Source organism: Flavobacterium sp. WC2509 (genome assembly GCF_052683105.1).
Window position 1 is genome coordinate 2,365,409 of sequence record NZ_JBQZFG010000001.1, and the last position, 18,382, is coordinate 2,383,790.

Below are 18,382 nucleotides of genomic sequence, written 5' to 3' on the forward strand. Positions count from 1 at the left end.
TAAAGCCTAAAGCAATAAAGAAAATGTTAAAGAACGACCTATTTTTAAAAGCATTAAAAGGAGAAACAGTACAACGTCCACCAGTTTGGATGATGCGTCAAGCGGGAAGATATTTGCCGGAATTTAGAGCTTTACGCGATAAATATGATTTTTTTACGCGTTGTGAAACCCCTGAATTAGCTGCTGAAATTACCGTTCAACCCATTCGTCGAATTGCACCTGATGCTGCTATTTTGTTTTCAGATATTTTGGTAGTGCCAAGAGCGATGGGAATTCACGTAGAATTGAAAGACAATTTGGGACCAATTATTCCAGACCCAATTCGTACGATGGAACAAGTGAATCAGGTTTATGTTCCTGATGTAAATGAAACTTTAGGTTATGTTTTCGATGCAGTCAAATTGACCAAAGAAATGTTGAACGATGAGGTTCCTTTGATTGGTTTTGCAGGTTCACCTTGGACAATTTTCTGTTATGCTGTGGAAGGAAAAGGTTCTAAAAGTTTTGATACTGCCAAAGCATTTTGTTTCACTAATCCAGTAGCATCTCATACTTTATTACAGAAAATCACTGATACGACTATTTTATATTTATTAGAAAAAGTAAAAGCAGGAGTTGATGCTGTTCAAATTTTTGATTCTTGGGGAGGAATGTTGTCTCCTGTAGATTATCAAGAATTCTCATGGAAATACATCAACCAAATCATTGAAGCATTGGCTGAGGTAACTCCAGTAATTGTTTTCGGAAAAGGATGTTGGTTTGCTTTAAACGACATGGGAAAAAGTAAAGCGTCTGCACTTGGTGTAGATTGGACATGTTCGCCTAGAAATGCTCGTTATTTGTCTGGTGGAAACATTACTCTACAAGGAAATTTCGATCCAAGTCGTTTATTTTCGCCAATTCCAACTATCAAAAAAATGGTACACGAAATGATTGACGAATTCGGAAAAGATAAATACATCGTAAACCTTGGTCATGGAATTTTACCAACTATTCCTGTAGACCACGCCAAAGCATTTATTGATGCGGTGAAGGAATACGGGAACTAATAGTTGTCGGTTGATAGTTGATGGTTGTTGGAAAATCACTATCAACTATCAACCGCCAACCAATAACCAATAAAAAAATGCTAAACAAAGGCTTACGAGACCAAGAAAGTATTCGAATTGACAACGTGCTCAAAAAGCTGATGTCATTGGTTTATGTGCCTAAGTTTTGGAATTTAGAAGACATTCTACTTCTTGAAAATGACTTAAAAGATTTAGCGATGACTGTCGAAAGTCTTAATAATTTCAAGGAAGACGAATTGATTGTTCATTTACAGCGTCTTCATCTCGATTGGAATCAGTTGGAATTATTTGCTGATTTTTTAGTCGATATTTCCAAAGAAAGGCAGTTTAATTTTTCACAAAAAGCCATTGCGATTTACAATTATATCCAACAGGAAAGTAAGGTCTTTTCGTTTGGAATTTTAAATAAAATAGCTGCTGTAAAGCAAATTTCTAATGAAAAATAAATTTTACCAATACATACAAAACCTTCAAGACCAAATAGTAGCAGGATTAGAAGCTGTTGACGGTCAAGTCAAATTCCGTGAAGATCTTTGGGAACGCCCAGAAGGTGGGGGAGGAAGAACCCGCGTAATCGAAAACGGAAAAGTTTTCGAAAAAGGCGGTGTCAACATTTCGGCGGTACACGGAAAATTGCCGGATTCAATGCAAAAGTTATTCAACGTAGGAGAAGCCGATTTTTTTGCCTGCGGTTTGAGTTTGGTTTTGCATCCAAAAAATCCAATGGTACCGACAGTTCACGCCAATTGGCGTTATTTTGAAATGTACGATGACAATGGAAACGTGATTCAGCAATGGTTTGGTGGCGGACAAGATTTAACCCCTTATTATTTATTTGAAGAAGATGCAGTACATTTTCATCAAACGTGTAAAACCGCTTGTGACAAACACAATCCAGAGTTTTATCCAAAATATAAAAAACAATGTGATACTTATTTTTGGAATGCACACAGAAACGAAGCCCGTGGAATTGGTGGTTTGTTTTTCGATTATTGCAAAGCAACCGATACGATGTCAATGGAAAATTGGTTTAACTTTGTTACTGAAGTTGGAAATAGTTTCTTAGAAGCCTACGTTCCAATAGTCGAAAAAAGAAAAAACCTTCCATACACTGCCGAAAACAGAACGTGGCAAGAAATTCGTCGAGGCCGTTATGTAGAATTCAACTTGGTGCATGACAAAGGCACTTTATTTGGATTAAAAACCAATGGAAGGATAGAAAGTATCCTGATGAGCTTACCGCCGAATGTGCAATGGGTTTACGATCATCATCCGGAAGCAGGAAGTGAAGAAGAGAAATTAGTAAATGTGTTAGAAAATCCCCGAGAATGGATCTAAAGTAATTTATTTAGTGTTTTTATAGCCGTTTTTTGGGATGCACACGCAAAATATTTATAGTAACTAAATTTCATTATTATGGAAAAGAGAGAAATGAACATTGCACAATTAGATCGTATGCATTCCGGTCAAGGATTTATTGCAGCATTAGATCAAAGTGGCGGAAGTACACCAAAAGCGCTGGCACAATACGGAGTGCAAGAAAACAGTTTTACGAATGATGAAGAAATGTACACACTTGTACATGAAATGAGAACCCGAATAATCAAGAGTCCTGCTTTTGACAGTGAGTATATATTAGGAGCTATTTTGTTTGAAAACACCATGGATCGCAAGATTGACGGACAAGATACGGCTGATTATTTGTGGGAGAAGAAAAATATAGTTCCGTTTTTAAAAGTAGACAAAGGTTTAGGTGATCTTGTTAATGGCGTACAGTTGATGAAACCCATTCCTAATTTGGATGAATTGCTAACTCGAGCAGTAGAAAAAAATATTTTTGGGACTAAGATGCGTTCTGTTATTAAAGAAGTAAATACCGAAGGAATTCGTGGAGTGGTGGAACAACAATTTAAAGTTGGCCTACAAATCTTCGAAAAAGGACTTGTCCCAATCATTGAGCCTGAAGTCGATATTTACAGCACTGATAAAGAAAAGTCAGAAGAAATTCTAAAAGAAGAAATCAAGAAACAACTTAGTTTACTGGATAAAGATGTTAAAGTGATGCTGAAATTGTCTATCCCAACAGTAAATGATTTTTACAAAGAGCTGATGTCTGATCCGCATGTTGTGCGTGTTGTGGCATTGTCTGGAGGATATTCAGAAGAAGAAGCCAATGCTAAACTGGCGCAAAACCACGGATTGATAGCAAGTTTTTCCAGAGCGCTTTCTGAGGGACTTTCTGCTGGTCAGTCTGATATTGATTTTAATAACAAGCTTGGTAAAACCATTAAAGAGATTTATTCAGCTTCAATTACATAAAAATAAAATATTAAAATTTTAATAAATTGGATTGTCGATTAGCGATTTGTGATTTCAGAATATCTGAAGTACTACACAATCAAAAATCTAAAATCAGCAATCAAAAATCTAAAATAATTATGTTCCCATTACACAGAGGTAGAAGATTACGCGTAAACGAATCCATTCGTTCATTAGTTCGCGAAACTACTTTAAGCCCATCCGATTTTATGTTTCCTATGTTTATTGCAGAGGGCGAAAATGTAAATGTTGCAATCCCTTCGATGCCAGGAATTTTTCGTCGTTCGATAGATTTAACGGTGGAAGAAGTCAAAGAATTATTCGCTTTAGGTATTCGCGCAGTAAATATCTATGTAAAAGTAAGTGAGAATTTAAAAGACAATACAGGTAAAGAAGCTTGGAACAAAGACGGATTGATGCAACAAGCTATTCGCGCTATCAAAACAACTTGTCCAGAAATGATTGTTATGCCAGATGTGGCTCTCGATCCATATTCTATTTATGGCCACGACGGAATTATTGCGAATGGCGATGTAGAAAACGACTCTACCAACGATGCTTTGGTAAAAATGGCAGTTTCTCATGCTGAAGCAGGTGCCGATTTCGTTGCCCCATCCGATATGATGGACGGTCGCGTTTTGCGCTTGCGCCAAGGATTAGACGCTGCAGGTTTCCACAACGTGGGAATCATGAGTTATTCGGCTAAATATGCATCAGCGTTTTACGGTCCTTTCCGCGATGCTTTAGACAGTGCGCCAAGAGAAGCGGATGTTGTTGTTCCAAAAGATAAAAAAACGTACCAAATGGATTATGCCAATCGCATAGAAGCAATTAAAGAAGCCGTTTGGGATGTCGAAGAAGGTGCCGATATGGTCATGGTAAAACCTGGAATTGCCTATTTGGATATCGTTCGCGAAGTAAAAAATGCTGTGAATGTTCCGGTAACTGTTTTTCATGTTTCGGGAGAATATGCGATGATCAAAGCCGCTGCCGAAAGAGGATGGCTTGACAATGACAAAATTATGATGGAACAATTAATGTGCATCAAAAGAGCGGGAGCCAGTCTAATTTCGACTTATTTTGCCAAAGAAGCTGCTATAATCCTGAACCAAAAATAATAACGATATGAAACAACTAGCACTAATAGCTATTGCAGTTCTTGCGTTTTCTTGCAAGAAAGAAAGTAATGAATCATTTGGAAAACCTACTGAAACGACTACTGAAGTTCAAACTCCAGAAGCGCTAGGAAAAGAAATTTTCGAAGGAAAAGGGAATTGCGTCGCTTGTCATCAAGTGGATCAAAAAGTGATTGGACCAAGTATTCAAGAAATTGCCAAAATCTATAAAGAGAAAAGTGGAAATATGGTTAATTTCCTTAAAGGCGAAAGCGAAGCGATTGTCGATCCTGAACAATTTGCTGTAATGCAAGCCAATTTAGCAATCACCAAAACTTTTTCAGACGAAGAATTAAAAGCTGTTGAAGCTTATATAAATTCCAATTTGAAATAATAATTTTCAGGAGCTAATCCCGCTGTCCACTATATCTCTTGCGGCGAACCCCGCCACAAGAGGATGCCGTTCCCATCGGGGCTAGAAAATTTAGGATACAAAAAACCATCTCGATTAAGAGATGGTTTTTGCTTTTTTATAAACCCTTTGTGAACTTTGCGGTTACTATTTAATCCCCCCAAAAGCACCAAAGCAAGCATTTTTGTGTAATATTTCAACACTCGAAAAACCTACTTTTTTCATTAAATCCAATTGATAGGTCATCGATCTCGGTGTGTCTTCTTTTTCGATATAATCAAAAACTTTCTTTTGGTATTCTTCGCCTCCGTGTTGAGCCAAATATTCACCATATCTATTCCAAATCAATTGATTTACTCCCTCGTGATCCTGAATCAACAAATCCGAAATCAATAAACAGCCTCCAACCGTTAAACTATCAAATAATTTCTGAAAGACAAATTCCCAATCAGCATCTTCTCTTAAATGATGCAAAACGGCACCCGCCAAGATGATGTCAAAATGATGTTGCGGCAATTGTATATCACGAATATCGCCCTGAATGGTTTCGACTTTTCCAGTTGTAGCTTCTGTAACACGTTCGTGAGCTTTGTCCAACATATTCTGACTCAAATCGATCAAAGTTGCATTCAAATTAGGTGTTTTAGAAAGCATTTTCAAAGTATAATTACCAGCTCCGCAGCCAATATCCAAAACAGTTGTGGCTTTTGGTTTAATGGCTTTTGCTGCCGAAGTTAAAAGCTCTAATGAAATTTGAGCATCCATAGTGGCGACTTGGCCTGTTTCTAAATTTGCAAAACGTTCGACATCATTATCAAAACGTTCTTTGATTTCGGTTACTGTTGACTTTTTCATAGTTGTAAATTTTATTTTTTTCTTCCCACAAATCGTATTACGGAACCTTTCCCATTGTGGAATAGGCCTTCATTAAGTTCAATTTCCATTTCTGCCAATTCTTCAAAAGCATAATCTGGAAAATCTAATTGTATTTCTTCAATAGAGAATAAAGATTCAATATCTTTTGGACCTCCAACTTTTTCGTCCTTTAGAACATAATTAAGATGGTTTTTGCTAAAGGCTTCAAAAATAATTACTCCCCCTTTTCGCAAATAAGTATCAAGAATCTTGTGATAATGAGATTTAACAGCAGCAGGAAAATGAGCATAAATAAGAGCAATAGCATCAAACTGATTTTCTTCGTAATGCATTGTTTCTAATTCGCCAACTTGATAGTCAATCGTTGTATTGTTAGATTGAGCAAGTTGTAATGCTTTCTTTTTTCCTTCAATACTAATATCAAATGCAAAAACAGTCCAGCCAAGTTTGGCCGCATAAACCGCGTTACGACCTTCTCCTTCTGCGGGGAAAAGAATAGTTCCTGGCTTTAGTTTATTTAATTTTTTTTTGACATATTCATTAGGCGCTTCTCCATAAGCAAACTCTTGATTACTATATCTTTCATCCCATTTGTCTTTCCAATTCTGTTCCATGAATTTCTTTTTACATTACAAACTTAAAATTTTTATATATGACTTAAAAATACTTAATTTGTCAATTATTAATACTTAAAAGGTATTTATGGAATTACGTCATTTAAAATATTTCTTAAAATTAGCCGAAGAATTAAGCTTTGTTCGTGCTGCCGATAAGTTGTTTATTTCTCAACCGCCGTTGAGTCGCCAAATCAAAGAATTGGAAACCGAAATTGGGGCACAACTTTTTGAGCGCAACAACAAACGCGTAATACTTACTGATGCGGGAAAATATTACCAAAAAGAAATTCAGGAATTGGTTCAAAATTTGGAGCGAATTAATTTGACTGCCAAAAAAATTAGCGAAAATAAAAGCGGGGAGTTTCGAATCGCTTATGTGAGTTCTACTTTTTCGGGACATATCTCGAAGCTGTTGGAATTTTTATCTGATAAATATCCTTTTGTTAATTTTCGACTTTATGAAGTGCCGACTGTCAAACAAATTGCAGCTTTGGAAGAAGGAAAAATTGACTTTGGAATCATTCGTGCGCCTTTGTATTCCTCAAAAATTGATTCTCAATTATGGTTCAAAGACAGTTTTTCTATTGTATTTAATCGGAATAAATATAATATTACAGCCGAAGAGGAACTCGAAAAATTGAAAGAAGCAACTTTTGTATTTTTTAATAAAGATTATGCGCCTTATTTTTACGATGTTTTATTGCAAATTTGTGCTCAATATGGTTTTGTGCCAAAAGTGGTGCATGAATCCAATAATATTTCGTCGATTATCCAATTAGTTAAGAACGGTTTAGGTATTTCGATTGTTCCAACTGCGATTATGAAAAACTATAATTATCCTGAATTGGAATACGTAGAAATCAAAAGGAGGTTTCTTTTTACTCATATTTTATTGGCTACGCCAAAAGGAAGCCAATCAGAAATTTCGAAAGCAGCGATACAATTTCTAATGCAACAAAAACTTGAAAATGAATAGTAACGATAAAGCTACAGCATATTTTAAAACACCATTAGGAATCGCCCAAATTACAGGTGATGAAAATGGTATTTCTGTAATTTCAATATTGGATGAAGGAGAAATATCAAATGAAATTCCTGTAATTTTACGGGAGGCTGTTTCCCAACTCAATGATTATTTTGAAGGGAAAAGAGCCGATTTTGATTTCAAACTCAACCCAAAAGGAACAGATTTTCAACAAAAAGTATGGAAAGGTTTACTTGAAATTCCTTTTGGTAAAACAATGAGCTATTTGGAATTGTCTAAAAAATTAGGAGATGTCAAAGCGATTCGCGCTGTCGCTTCCGCCAATGGGAAAAACCCGCTTTGGATTGCTGTTCCTTGTCACCGAGTTATCGGGACTGATGGTTCGCTCACTGGTTATGCAGGGGGACTATGGCGAAAAAAGTGGTTACTAGAACTCGAAAATCCTACAACGCAGCAGAGTTTATTCTAAGTAAACAAAAACTAATTTATATGGTTTTATTCTGTTCATTTTGCTAATAAAGAAGACCCAATTACTACAGCAATTGGGTCTTTTGATAATTTTATAATTCGATTGAAACTATTTATATTTGAGATATTCCAAATGAGCTAGTTTCAAATGTACCGCCATCGATAATTTCCCAACCAGCTTCAATTCTACTCATAGATGCTGTGCTTGGAATCCATCCTTTAGACACACAAAAGTTTATAATTGGTTTAACATCCATACTTATCCATCCTTGTTGATTTACAAGTAAAAAAGAAAAAATATTACCTTTTTTATAGACATTCCATTGGTATCCCGAAAGGGTTACATTGGCATAAACTACACCCAAACTATTTCCCATTGGCCATGAATTTTGCCATTGCATCCAGACCATAAGCTCATAATCACTGTTGTTAAACCATATATCATATGTTGCATTCCAAGCTCTTCCACTCGCAGTCCAAGTCCACCACGTATGAACATTTCCCAAATCACTAATTTTTTTCGGTAATTTAGTTGTCGTAACAACGCTTCCTTGTGTTCCAAAAACCATGGATGGATATCCTTTTATCCCAGATGAATTGGAGCCCGTATGTGTTGCATAGGCTCCCCAACTATTTTGACTATCTAACCATACACATTGGGTTCCTGATCCAGCATTAGATGATCCCCACTGATTGTTATTTAACCAGTATTCCTGAAAATGAATAGAAGCGCTTTGACAATTTGCTATTTTCTGCGTAGTTCTTGATTTTGTAGGATCAGTTGTTGTAATAGCCTCAACAGCTTCATTAGGTTTAGCAACTTCTGTAGCTTGAATTGATTGATCTTTTTCTTCTGAACAAGAAAGGAAAAAAGAGGTGCTTAAAAATAAAATAAATGTTAGAAAGAGATGTTTCATTGTTGTCATTTTTAAATTAATTGAGTTTTTGATACTAAGTTTCTTTAAATTAATTGATTTAGGTTTCATAATCTCTGGTTTTTGAGATTGATAGTTGGTTTTTTTGTAAAATTCGTTTTTTCATATTTATTGGTTTTTTTAGTTAATAATTGCAAATATGATAAAATACACTTGTTAGTATAGGTGTTAATTGTTCTTATTCAGGGGTTTGGGTGTGTTTTTGTTTTTGAGTACTACAAAACACTTTTACTTTATGAAGTCAAAAAAAATAACGATTACAAATCCGATCCATAGCGAACTGACAAAGCAGATTTGCGTAAATTATTTTTTTAGAAATTAAAATTGACTACTTTTAAATTTATAAATACCAATTTGTAGTGCGTAAATTCGCTCAAGTCAGTGTAACCTATATCTAAAAATGATTGAAAAAATAAACCTTAATAATGTTCTTTTCCTTGACATCGAAACCGTTCCAGAAGCGGAAGATTTTAATACTTTGGATTCCGAAGTTCAGGTGCTGTACGAGCAAAAAACTCAATACCAACGCAAAGATGATTTTAGTGCCGAAGAGTTTTATGACCGAGCTGGAATTTGGGCCGAATTTGGAAAAATTGTCTGTATATCAGTTGGTTTTTTTGTGATCAAAGGTGATATTCGAAACTTTAGAGTGACTTCTTTTTTTGGTGAAGAGCCAAAACTTTTGAAAGACTTTAATAATCTGCTGAATAATCATTTCAATGGGCCACAACATGTTTTGTGCGGGCATAATGCCAAAGAATTTGATATTCCGTTTTTGGCACGCCGAATGATTATCAATCAGATTCCGATTCCTGACAAACTGAATTTATTTGGAAAAAAACCTTGGGAAATTCCACATTTAGATACGTTAGAATTATGGAAATTTGGCGATTACAAACATTATACTTCTTTAAAATTAATGTGTAAAGTGCTTGGGATTCCTTCTCCCAAAGGCGATATTGATGGAAGTCAGGTTGGTCATGTTTTTTATGTAGAAAAAGATATTGACCGAATAGTCACTTATTGCGAAAAAGATACCATTGCTGTGGCTCAAATTTTTCTTCGCTTGCGAAGAGAAGATTTATTGATTGAAGATGAGATCATTCATGTGTAATTTTACTTCAAATGATACATCAGGAAATTGCAAATTATCGGCTTGCTTCACAAAAGCTTTTAAAACAAAATCAGAACACACCACAAGAAATAGTGCAGCATTTAGGTGCAATACAGGCGCAAGATTATGCCATGGCAAAATGGGCAATTGGTTCGCGATGCAATGCTACTGAAAAAGAAATTGAAGAGGCTATTAATTCAGGTAAAATTATTCGAACGCATATTCTGCGTCCAACCTGGCATTTTGTTTCTGCTGATGATATTTACTGGATGCTGGATTTATCCAGAGCACAAGTTAAACGTCTTTTTACTTCATCAGCCAGACAACACGGTTATGATGAAAAGAAACTGGATCAGGTTAATTCATCTATCGAAAAACTACTGTCCGGAAACAATCATTTAACGCGGGACGAAATCATGCAGGAGCTTAATATTAAAAAGGCTTCTGGGGACTTATCTCCCGTTATTATTATGATGAATGCTGAATTGGAAGGTCTAGTTTGTAATGGTAAAATGAAAGGTAAGCAGATTAGCTATGCTTTGCTTGAAGAAAGGGTTTCGAAACCCAAAACAACTTTAACTAAAGAAGAAGCACTAGCCAAATTAGCCAAACGGTATTTTGAAAGCCACGGCCCAGCTACTTTACTCGACTTTTCATGGTGGTCAGGCTTTCCGCCAACTGCGGCTAGATTGGCTATTAACACAATAGAGTCTGAGCTGTACTCAATAGAAATTGATAATCAAAAGTATTGGTTTGGAACTAATTTTACGGAGGTTGATAACTTTTGCGAAAGCGTTCATTTTCTGCCTGCTTTTGATGAGATTTTAATTTCATATAAAACTCGTGAAGCTTCCATTTTATTAGAACATCAGTCAAAAGCATTTACTAATAATGGAATTTTTAAACCCATTATTCTCGAAAATGGGAAAGTCATCGGAACTTGGAAACGGACAATAAAAAAAGATCACGCTAAAATAGAGACTCAATTTTTTTCTGACTTAGATGAAAATAAAAAAAGTACTCTTTTTAAAGCGATTAAACCTTTTGAAAATTATCTGGAAACAAAAATTAGTATCAAATAAATTTCGTTATTATTTTAAGAACAACGTATAGATTATTTTTAATTTCATAATATGAAAGAAGTTACAGTAATTATTCTTTTTTTTCATATTTTACAAGCTATCAGAGATGTTGACTGAATAGTCAGTCTATTAAAATAGATGCTATTATAGTGGTTCAGATTTCAAATTAGTCAACTTACAAATCATTTTATTATTGAAGTTTTCTCAATATTGCTATTGATAGTGCAATTCCGATTGATTTATTACATTTACAAAAAATATAAATTATGGTATTAAGTAGATTCTGGTTAGTTATTTTTATTTCATCAATTGTTTTTATAGTTGTCAGTTTGTTTTCTGCCAACACCTATACCATTGATTATGTCTTAAATGGAAAAAAAGATGATCCAGTTCTTATATCTGAAAAATATATTGAACAAGTTCCTGCTTTTATCAAAGACAGTATCAAGAAAGCTACGGATCAAACCATGATTATTAATCGTGATACGCTAAATGCAGACACCACTTATGTTTATAAAAATAAAACCGTAAAAATCTTCAGCGGTGTTCAAAAATCGGATGGTTTATTGCCTACATGTAAGAGCACGTTGCTTGATTTGATTCTGCCACTTATGGCCTATTTGGCATTTTTCTGCGGATTGATGGAGCTTTTAATCATTTCTGGAGCATCTGGAAAATTGGCTAAATTGCTGAGTCCAGTATTTGTAAAAGTGTTTCCGAGTATTCCAAAAGACCATCCGTCTATCTCCTATATGACTTTGAACTTTGCTGCTAATTTCTTAGGATTAGATTCTGCTGCAACTCCGTTTGGATTAAAGGCCATGGAAAGTCTACAAGAAATAAATCCCGAAAAAGACAAAGCAAGTGATGCTCAAATTATGTTTATGTGTCTGCACGCTTCAGGTTTGACATTAATTGCAACTTCTATTATTGGCTATCGCGCTGCTGCAAATGCAACCAATCCAGCCGATGTAATGTTGCCTTGTATCATTACTTCTTTTATCGGAACGATTGCTGCTTTTTTAATTGTTGGAATCAAACAAAAAATTAATTTCAAGAGTGCTTCTTTGGTTGTGGCTTTGATAACTTTAATAGCTGCAATTGTTGGTTTATTGATGTATGTAAACCATTTGGATTTAATCGGGAAAAACTATTTCACCTCTAATCTTTCAGCTTTAATATTGGTTGCAATTATTGCATTCACATTGGTGTTTTCATTTATCAAAGAGAAAAAATTTACCGAAGCCAAAACCACAGTTTTCGAAGCTTTTGTATCTGGAGCGAATAATGGAGTAAAAACTGGAGTTACCATTTTTCCTTATGTTTTGGGAATGTTAGTAGCGATTTCTTTATTTAGAAACAGCGGTTTATTTGAAATTATCAGTAACTGGATAGCCTTTATATTTTCGAATATGGGTGTGAATAAGCAAATTACCGATGCGTTACCGGTAGCATTACTTAGACCTTTTAGTTCAGCAGGTTCAAGAGGGTTTTTGATAGATTCGATGAATACTTTTGGTGCCGATTCCATGACGGGAAGATTAAGCAGTATTTTTCAATGCAGTGCCGAAAGTACTTTCTATGTAATTGCCGTTTACTTTGGTTCGGTAAATATCAAAAATACCCGCTACGCTTTAGGAACAATGCTTTTAGTTGATGTGGTTTGTGTGATTACGGCAATTTTCGTGGCCAGCTGGTTTTTTTAAAATAGTTTCGTAGGAACGATAAATATTGTAGCAACGGATTTTAATCCGTTGGCGTAGGGACAGAAAATAAAAGACACAATATGGCAAATACCTATCATCAAGTATATATTCAGGTTGTTTTTGCAGTAAAATATCGTGAAGCGGTTATTACTGATGATTGGAAATCTACATTATTTGGTGTTATTGGCAATCTAATAAATGAAACGGGTTGTAAAACTATCATTGTAAATGGAGTTGAAGATCATGTTCATTGTTTTTTAGGTCTTAAACCTGTAGTTTCAATATCGGAATTAATGAAAACTATAAAGGCAAAATCATCAAAATATATTAATGACCATCATCTAACAAAATCAAGATTTGAATGGCAGGAAGGTTATGGTGCGTTTTCTTATGGGCATTCTCAAATTAATGTTGTTTATAAATATATAGCTAATCAACAAGAACACCATAAGAAACAAACTTTCAAAGAAGAATATTTGGAATTTTTAGATAAGTTTGAAATACCTTTTAATGAAAGATATATTTTTGAAAATTTGATATGAATCCAATGAATTATATATGTCTCGAGCCGATGGCTCTCATTTGAACAGATTTGATTGTTTTCAACGGATTAAAATCCGTTGCTACAAAATGTCTCGAGCCGATGGCTCTATAAAATGTATAAGTTCCGTAGGAACGATTTATATTGTAGCAACGGATTTTAATCCGTTGGAGAGTAGGAACGATAAATATTGTAAAAACGCATTTCAATCTGTTGTCCTGGTAATTAATTTTAACAGAATGATGTAGTAATAATTCTAGGAGTTTTAATATTTTTTTCATTCTTTTGAAAAAAATACAATAATTATAATTTTAAACAATAAAAAAATGTCAAAATACACCAAATACATCGCTATAGGTTTACTTATTCTATTCTTAGTTACTAGTTTATTAAGTTAGATTTTAAGCTGTAAAAAAAACTTAGGTCAACAACTCTAAATAAAATTAGAGTTAATTACATTAATCAATTAAATACAATTATGAAATATTCTTTTTTAGCTCTTATAGCTGTTCTTTTTATGTCATGTAACGACAAGAAAAAAGAAGAAAATATTACTCCTGCTCCTGTATCTGCGGTATCCAGTAATGAAACAGAAATTCTAAAATATATTGCCGATAATCATTTAAATGCAAAACGCTCAGAATCTGGTTTGTATTATGTAATTGAAGAAGCGGGAACAGGAAAACAACCTACTGCCGATTCTGAGGTTACGGTTGCTTACAAAGGTTATTTTACGAATAAAACAGTTTTTGATCAAAGTGATGCAAAAGGAATTTCTTTTCCATTACGCAATGTTATTCCAGGTTGGACAGAAGGAATTCAGTACTTTAAAGAAGGTGGTAAAGGGATTCTCTTAATTCCTTCCGATTTAGGGTACGGTCCAGAAGGACAAGGTCCTATTCCTGGAGGATCAGTACTTGTTTTTGATATTACATTAAATACAGTTAATTAGATTTAACATACTTATAAAATTAGAAAGCTACAGATTTCATGGAATCTGTAGCTTTTTTTGATTTCTAAAATATTTCCTTCACTGTTATAAAAAGAATTGTTTGTCATTTTATAAGTTTTTTTTAAGAAAATCTTATTAATCATTGAAATGTCAAAAAGTTATATTTGCCGTGAAAACTAAAATATCTAATACTATGAAATATTCATTCTTAACAATTATTGCTGTATTTTTTATGTCTTGCAGTGATAATAATTCTGATGAACAAGTTGATTATACTACTCAAAACGAAACAGAAATTAAAGCCTATATTGCCGAAAACAAGTTAGATGCCAAAAGAACAGATACAGGTTTGTATTATGTAATTAACGAACAAGGAACAGGAAAACAGGCAACAGCAATTTCAAATGTAACAGTTTCTTATAAAGGTTATTTTCTTGACAAAAAAGGTTTTAGTCAAAGTACAGATGCTGGTATTACTGTGAATTTGCAGTCAATGATAAAAGGTTGGACAGAGGGAATTCCTTTCTTCAAAGAAGGAGGAAGTGGTATTCTTCTGGTACCAGCGCATTTGGCTTACGGGAGTGGTGATATTTCAAAAAACATTCCAGCTGGTGCTGTTTTGATTTATGAAATCAAATTAACTGCGGTTGTAGATAATAGTACAGCAAATGATGCCGAAATTGTAAAATATATTGCGGATAATCAATTAAATGCAGTAAAAACGAACTCAGGATTATATTATGTAATAGACAATCAAGGGACAGGTAAACAGCCTATATCAACTTCAAACGTGATTGTTGCTTATAAAGGTTATTTTACAAACAAAAGTGTTTTTGATCAAAGTACAACTCTTGGAATTTCAATTGGTTTACAAGATGTAATAAAAGGATGGACAGAAGGAATTCCGTATTTTAAAGAAGGAGGAAGCGGAAAGCTTTTAGTACCATCTAGTTTAGGCTATGGAGACTATGCTTATAATGGAATTCCTGGTGGTTCAGTTTTAATTTTTGATATTAACCTAATTTCTGTTAATTAAAAATCTAAGTTAATACGTATTGCAAAAGCCTTTCATTTTGAGAGGCTTTTTGCTTTTTAGTTCTTTTGTAAATTAATTAAAAGTAATAGTTTTTTTAATCCTTGATTCATAGTAAGTACCAATCCTAAAAAAAAGTTATTTTTGTTGTAATGTGTTTTGTTTCAAATCTTTTATTTTAAAATTTTAAAAAGATGGTCAAAAAAAAATCCCATTCATACTTATTAAAACTAATTTGTTTAAGTGTTTTATTGGTCTTTGGAACGCTTAGTTTTGGACAGACCAAACAAAAAATGACTAAAGACGACCGAAAAAAAATGCTTAGAGATACGCTTGACGGAAAATTTGATGCCAGTGTTATGATTGACAACACCAAAGGCTTTATACCAATTCCGTTTTTTGTAACCGAAGCGGCTCTTGGGGGATTTGGTGGAGGTTTGGCGCCCGTCTTTATTTCGCCTCAGAAAAACCCAATAGGGCACAAAGATTATATTGCACCTGCTGTAACGGCTGCTTTTGGAGCATATACGGCAAATAAATCTTGGTTTACTGGTCTCTACAGAAAAGAAGTGATTTCTAAATACGGTTTGAAATATCGTATTTTTTTAGGTTACGTTGATTATAATTTGGCCTATTATAAAGAATTCGAAAATGGAGATGATCAGAAATTCGATTTCAATTATAAGACGATACCCATTATGGTTTCTCTTTCAAAGAAAACTTTAAGCGATCTTTATGCAGGAGTGGAATATTTTAATTCTAAAATGACAATCAATCCGAATTTTGATTACGAATTGCCTCCGAATATTACTTCAGAAGATTTCAAAAAAACGGTTGCTTCATTGGGTGTTTATTTGGACTGGGATCGAAGAAATACCATTTTTACTCCAGATAATGGTTATAGAGCTAATCTTGCTTATTACTTAAACGATGACTGGACAGGTAGTGATTATAAATTTGAAAAATTAGAAGTTTTTGTTCACTATTTTTTTCCAATAACCAATAAGTGGATTTCAGGATTGCGATTTGAGGGGCTACAAGCTTATGGAGACGTACCTTTTCATCAATTACCATATATTAAATTGAGAGGAATTACAGCTTATCGCTACCAAGGCCAAGCTACATTACTGACGGAAACAGAACAGCGTTTTGACCTGAATACCCGCTGGAGTGTTTTGGCATATGGAGGTCTTGGAAAAGTTTTTCAAAAAGGAGAAAATTTCTCTGAAGCCAAAACGGTCTACAATTATGGAACAGGCTTTAGATATCTTGTTGCGAGAACTTATGGTCTTCGCGCTGGTCTTGATGTGGCCAAAGGACCAGACAGTTGGGGTTATTATATCGTTTTTGGACACAAATGGAATCGATAATGACTTTTAACGCTAAATTCGGATTTCTTTCGTCTAACTCTGACTTTTTTTATCAATAAATTAGAACAAATCTATGAACAATAGCGGCTAATTATCACATTAGAATTCCTCCTTAATTCTTATATTTGGCATTCTTTAAAAAACACAAACTATGGACTTTATATATCAGGATCCTTATCCTATTTTAAAAGACGATACACAATACCGTAAAATCACTTCCGATTTTGTAAAAGTGGAACAATTTGGCGACCGAGAAATTCTTGCTGTTGATCCAAAAGGATTGGAATTATTGGCTCAGGAAGCGTTGAAAGATGTTTCTTTTATGTTACGAACTTCCCATTTAGAAAAACTAAAAGCAATTTTAGATGATCCCGAAGCGACAGACAACGACCGTTTTGTAGCTTATAATTTATTGCAGAATGCAGTTGTGGCTATCGATGGGGAATTACCTTCTTGTCAGGACACCGGAACAGCGATTGTAATGGCTAAAAAAGGCGAAAATGTATATACGGGAGCTGATGATGCTGAATGGCTTTCAAAAGGAATTTTTAATACGTATCAGGAAAGAAATCTTCGTTATTCTCAAATTGTGCCGATTAGCATGTTTGAAGAAAAAAACTCAGGTTCAAATCTTCCGGCGCAAATTGATATTTATGCCAAAAAAGGAGCTTCATACGAGTTCTTGTTTTTAGCAAAAGGAGGAGGTTCTGCTAACAAAACGTATTTATACCAACAAACGAAATCGTTACTGAATGAAAAATCATTAGATGCTTTCATTCGTGCCAAAATAATGGATTTAGGAACTTCGGCTTGTCCACCGTATCACTTGGCTTTGGTGATTGGAGGAACTTCAGCAGAAGCAAATTTAGCTGCGGTTAAAAAAGCATCGGCTGGTTATTTCGATCATTTGCCAACAACAGGAAATATGTCAGGTCAGGCTTTCCGTGATTTAGAATGGGAAAAAAGAGTACAATTGATTTGCCAACAAAGTGCTATTGGAGCGCAATTTGGAGGAAAATATTTTACGCATGATGTTCGTGTAATCCGTTTGCCTCGTCATGCTGCTTCTTGTCCGGTTGGATTGGGAGTTTCTTGTTCGGCAGATAGAAATATCAAAGGAAAAATTACTAAAGACGGAATTTTTGTAGAGCAATTGGAAGTAAATCCAAGACGTTTATTACCAGAAACTCCGCCTCATTTGGAAGAAGCAGTTGAGATTGATTTGAATCAGCCAATGGCAGATATTCTTAAGAAATTGTCTCAATACCCAATCAAAACGCGTTTGAAACTAAACGGAACCTTAATTGTAGCTCGTGATATTGCTCACGCTAAAATTAAAGAATTATTGGATGCAGGTAAACCAATGCCAGAGTACTTTAAAAACCATCCAATCTATTATGCGGGTCCTGCAAAAACACCAGAAGGAATGGCTTCGGGAAGTTTTGGTCCAACTACTGCAGGAAGAATGGATGTTTATGTAGAAGAGTTCCAAAAAAATGGGGGAAGTATGGTTATGCTTGCTAAAGGAAACAGAACCAAAGATGTGATGAACGCCTGCAAAACTTACGGTGGATTCTATTTGGGTTCTATTGGAGGTCCTGCGGCGATCTTGGCTAAAGAAAACATTCTTTCAGTTGAGGTTGTTGATTTTGAAGAATTAGGCATGGAAGCTGTTCGAAAAATTACCATTAAAGATTTTCCAGCTTTCATTATTACGGATGATAAAGGGAATGATTTCTTTGAGAATCTTTAGAAAAAAAAGAATTTATTTATATTAAAAAAGACCG

Annotated in this window: 19 protein-coding genes; 16 read left to right on the forward strand and 3 right to left on the reverse strand. The window is 34.5% G+C overall.

Annotated features, from left to right (window positions below; all coding sequences use genetic code 11):
- Positions 1 to 23: 23 nt before the first annotated feature.
- The 6 genes from hemE to ACUN3A_RS09940 all read left to right on the forward strand — a co-directional run bounded on the left by hemE (position 24) and on the right by ACUN3A_RS09940 (position 4,898).
- A complete protein-coding gene (gene hemE, locus ACUN3A_RS09915) occupies positions 24 to 1,049 on the forward strand; it encodes a uroporphyrinogen decarboxylase (protein ID WP_445551133.1) in 1,026 nt (341 codons plus the stop codon).
- Positions 1,050 to 1,126: 77 nt separating this feature from the next.
- Complete coding sequence (locus ACUN3A_RS09920; protein ID WP_445551134.1) at positions 1,127 to 1,516, forward strand: hypothetical protein; 390 nt, start codon at positions 1,127 to 1,129, stop codon at positions 1,514 to 1,516.
- Positions 1,506 to 2,408, forward strand: a complete 903-nt coding sequence (gene hemF / locus ACUN3A_RS09925; RefSeq protein ID WP_445551135.1) for an oxygen-dependent coproporphyrinogen oxidase — start codon at positions 1,506 to 1,508, stop codon at positions 2,406 to 2,408. Before ACUN3A_RS09920 ends, hemF begins: the two co-directional genes overlap by 11 nt.
- Positions 2,409 to 2,501: 93 nt before the next feature.
- On the forward strand, positions 2,502 to 3,389 hold the full coding sequence (locus ACUN3A_RS09930; RefSeq protein WP_445552830.1) for a fructose bisphosphate aldolase: 888 nt from the start codon (positions 2,502 to 2,504) through the stop codon (positions 3,387 to 3,389).
- A 119-nt stretch (positions 3,390 to 3,508) separates the two neighbouring features.
- Complete coding sequence (hemB, locus tag ACUN3A_RS09935; protein WP_445551136.1) at positions 3,509 to 4,507, forward strand: porphobilinogen synthase; 999 nt, start codon at positions 3,509 to 3,511, stop codon at positions 4,505 to 4,507.
- 7 nt (positions 4,508 to 4,514) lie between these two features.
- Entirely contained in the window at positions 4,515 to 4,898 is a 384-nt protein-coding gene (locus ACUN3A_RS09940) for a c-type cytochrome (RefSeq protein WP_445551137.1), read from the forward strand.
- 165 nt (positions 4,899 to 5,063) lie between these two features.
- Here the strand turns inward: ACUN3A_RS09940 and ACUN3A_RS09945 are convergent, their stop codons facing one another.
- Together ACUN3A_RS09945 and ACUN3A_RS09950 are read right to left on the reverse strand one after the other, a co-directional pair.
- Entirely contained in the window at positions 5,064 to 5,771 is a 708-nt protein-coding gene (locus ACUN3A_RS09945; protein WP_445551138.1) for a class I SAM-dependent methyltransferase, read from the reverse strand.
- Between the two features lie 11 nt (positions 5,772 to 5,782).
- On the reverse strand, positions 5,783 to 6,406 hold the full coding sequence (locus ACUN3A_RS09950; RefSeq protein WP_445551139.1) for a class I SAM-dependent methyltransferase: 624 nt from the start codon (positions 6,404 to 6,406) through the stop codon (positions 5,783 to 5,785).
- Positions 6,407 to 6,494: 88 nt separating this feature from the next.
- On the opposite strand from ACUN3A_RS09950, the gene ACUN3A_RS09955 reads away from it, so the two are divergent.
- The gene (locus tag ACUN3A_RS09955) at positions 6,495 to 7,385 is read left to right on the forward strand and encodes a LysR family transcriptional regulator (RefSeq protein WP_445551140.1); all 891 of its coding nucleotides are present in this window, start codon (positions 6,495 to 6,497) and stop codon (positions 7,383 to 7,385) included.
- Positions 7,378 to 7,863, forward strand: a complete 486-nt coding sequence (locus tag ACUN3A_RS09960) for a methylated-DNA--[protein]-cysteine S-methyltransferase (protein WP_445551141.1) — start codon at positions 7,378 to 7,380, stop codon at positions 7,861 to 7,863. Before ACUN3A_RS09955 ends, ACUN3A_RS09960 begins: the two co-directional genes overlap by 8 nt.
- A 112-nt stretch (positions 7,864 to 7,975) precedes the next feature.
- Here the strand turns inward: ACUN3A_RS09960 and ACUN3A_RS09965 are convergent, their stop codons facing one another.
- Positions 7,976 to 8,779, reverse strand: coding sequence for a hypothetical protein (locus ACUN3A_RS09965; protein ID WP_445551142.1), 804 nt, complete (start codon positions 8,777 to 8,779; stop codon positions 7,976 to 7,978).
- A gap of 418 nt (positions 8,780 to 9,197) precedes the next feature.
- Between ACUN3A_RS09965 and ACUN3A_RS09970 the strand changes: the two genes are divergently transcribed.
- The 8 genes from ACUN3A_RS09970 (at position 9,198) to ACUN3A_RS10005 (ending at position 18,348) form a co-directional block, all read left to right on the forward strand.
- Positions 9,198 to 9,911, forward strand: a complete 714-nt coding sequence (locus ACUN3A_RS09970; protein WP_445551143.1) for a 3'-5' exonuclease — start codon at positions 9,198 to 9,200, stop codon at positions 9,909 to 9,911.
- 11 nt (positions 9,912 to 9,922) lie between these two features.
- On the forward strand, positions 9,923 to 10,993 hold the full coding sequence (locus ACUN3A_RS09975; protein WP_445551144.1) for a winged helix DNA-binding domain-containing protein: 1,071 nt from the start codon (positions 9,923 to 9,925) through the stop codon (positions 10,991 to 10,993).
- Between the two features lie 266 nt (positions 10,994 to 11,259).
- Positions 11,260 to 12,699, forward strand: coding sequence for a nucleoside recognition domain-containing protein (locus ACUN3A_RS09980; protein ID WP_445551145.1), 1,440 nt, complete (start codon positions 11,260 to 11,262; stop codon positions 12,697 to 12,699).
- Between the two features lie 80 nt (positions 12,700 to 12,779).
- Positions 12,780 to 13,241, forward strand: a complete 462-nt coding sequence (gene tnpA, locus ACUN3A_RS09985) for an IS200/IS605 family transposase (protein ID WP_445551146.1) — start codon at positions 12,780 to 12,782, stop codon at positions 13,239 to 13,241.
- Positions 13,242 to 13,718: 477 nt separating this feature from the next.
- Entirely contained in the window at positions 13,719 to 14,192 is a 474-nt protein-coding gene (locus ACUN3A_RS09990) for an FKBP-type peptidyl-prolyl cis-trans isomerase (protein WP_445551147.1), read from the forward strand.
- Positions 14,193 to 14,385: 193 nt separating this feature from the next.
- On the forward strand, positions 14,386 to 15,228 hold the full coding sequence (locus ACUN3A_RS09995; RefSeq protein WP_445551148.1) for an FKBP-type peptidyl-prolyl cis-trans isomerase: 843 nt from the start codon (positions 14,386 to 14,388) through the stop codon (positions 15,226 to 15,228).
- A gap of 290 nt (positions 15,229 to 15,518) precedes the next feature.
- Complete coding sequence (locus ACUN3A_RS10000; RefSeq protein WP_445551149.1) at positions 15,519 to 16,595, forward strand: BamA/TamA family outer membrane protein; 1,077 nt, start codon at positions 15,519 to 15,521, stop codon at positions 16,593 to 16,595.
- A 151-nt stretch (positions 16,596 to 16,746) separates the two neighbouring features.
- Positions 16,747 to 18,348: a fumarate hydratase gene (locus tag ACUN3A_RS10005; protein WP_445551150.1), complete on the forward strand. Its 1,602-nt coding sequence runs from the start codon at positions 16,747 to 16,749 to the stop codon at positions 18,346 to 18,348.
- Positions 18,349 to 18,382: the final 34 nt, after the last annotated feature.

Bases quoted from the DNA above. Each gene is read 5' to 3' on its own strand.
- ACUN3A_RS10000 (WP_445551149.1), top strand. From the start codon at position 15,519: ATGACTAAAGACGACCGAAAAAAAATGCTTAGAGATACGCTTGACGGA.
- ACUN3A_RS09945 (WP_445551138.1), bottom strand. From the start codon at position 5,771: ATGAAAAAGTCAACAGTAACCGAAATCAAAGAACGTTTTGATAATGAT.
- ACUN3A_RS09975 (WP_445551144.1), top strand. From the start codon at position 9,923: ATGATACATCAGGAAATTGCAAATTATCGGCTTGCTTCACAAAAGCTT.
- ACUN3A_RS09950 (WP_445551139.1), bottom strand. From the start codon at position 6,406: ATGGAACAGAATTGGAAAGACAAATGGGATGAAAGATATAGTAATCAA.
- tnpA (WP_445551146.1), top strand. From the start codon at position 12,780: ATGGCAAATACCTATCATCAAGTATATATTCAGGTTGTTTTTGCAGTA.
- hemE (WP_445551133.1), top strand. From the start codon at position 24: ATGTTAAAGAACGACCTATTTTTAAAAGCATTAAAAGGAGAAACAGTA.
- ACUN3A_RS09995 (WP_445551148.1), top strand. From the start codon at position 14,386: ATGAAATATTCATTCTTAACAATTATTGCTGTATTTTTTATGTCTTGC.
- hemB (WP_445551136.1), top strand. From the start codon at position 3,509: ATGTTCCCATTACACAGAGGTAGAAGATTACGCGTAAACGAATCCATT.
- ACUN3A_RS09960 (WP_445551141.1), top strand. From the start codon at position 7,378: ATGAATAGTAACGATAAAGCTACAGCATATTTTAAAACACCATTAGGA.
- ACUN3A_RS09940 (WP_445551137.1), top strand. From the start codon at position 4,515: ATGAAACAACTAGCACTAATAGCTATTGCAGTTCTTGCGTTTTCTTGC.
- ACUN3A_RS09980 (WP_445551145.1), top strand. From the start codon at position 11,260: ATGGTATTAAGTAGATTCTGGTTAGTTATTTTTATTTCATCAATTGTT.
- ACUN3A_RS09930 (WP_445552830.1), top strand. From the start codon at position 2,502: ATGAACATTGCACAATTAGATCGTATGCATTCCGGTCAAGGATTTATT.
- ACUN3A_RS09920 (WP_445551134.1), top strand. From the start codon at position 1,127: ATGCTAAACAAAGGCTTACGAGACCAAGAAAGTATTCGAATTGACAAC.
- ACUN3A_RS09965 (WP_445551142.1), bottom strand. From the start codon at position 8,779: ATGAAACATCTCTTTCTAACATTTATTTTATTTTTAAGCACCTCTTTT.
- ACUN3A_RS10005 (WP_445551150.1), top strand. From the start codon at position 16,747: ATGGACTTTATATATCAGGATCCTTATCCTATTTTAAAAGACGATACA.
- ACUN3A_RS09990 (WP_445551147.1), top strand. From the start codon at position 13,719: ATGAAATATTCTTTTTTAGCTCTTATAGCTGTTCTTTTTATGTCATGT.
- ACUN3A_RS09970 (WP_445551143.1), top strand. From the start codon at position 9,198: ATGATTGAAAAAATAAACCTTAATAATGTTCTTTTCCTTGACATCGAA.
- ACUN3A_RS09955 (WP_445551140.1), top strand. From the start codon at position 6,495: ATGGAATTACGTCATTTAAAATATTTCTTAAAATTAGCCGAAGAATTA.
- hemF (WP_445551135.1), top strand. From the start codon at position 1,506: ATGAAAAATAAATTTTACCAATACATACAAAACCTTCAAGACCAAATA.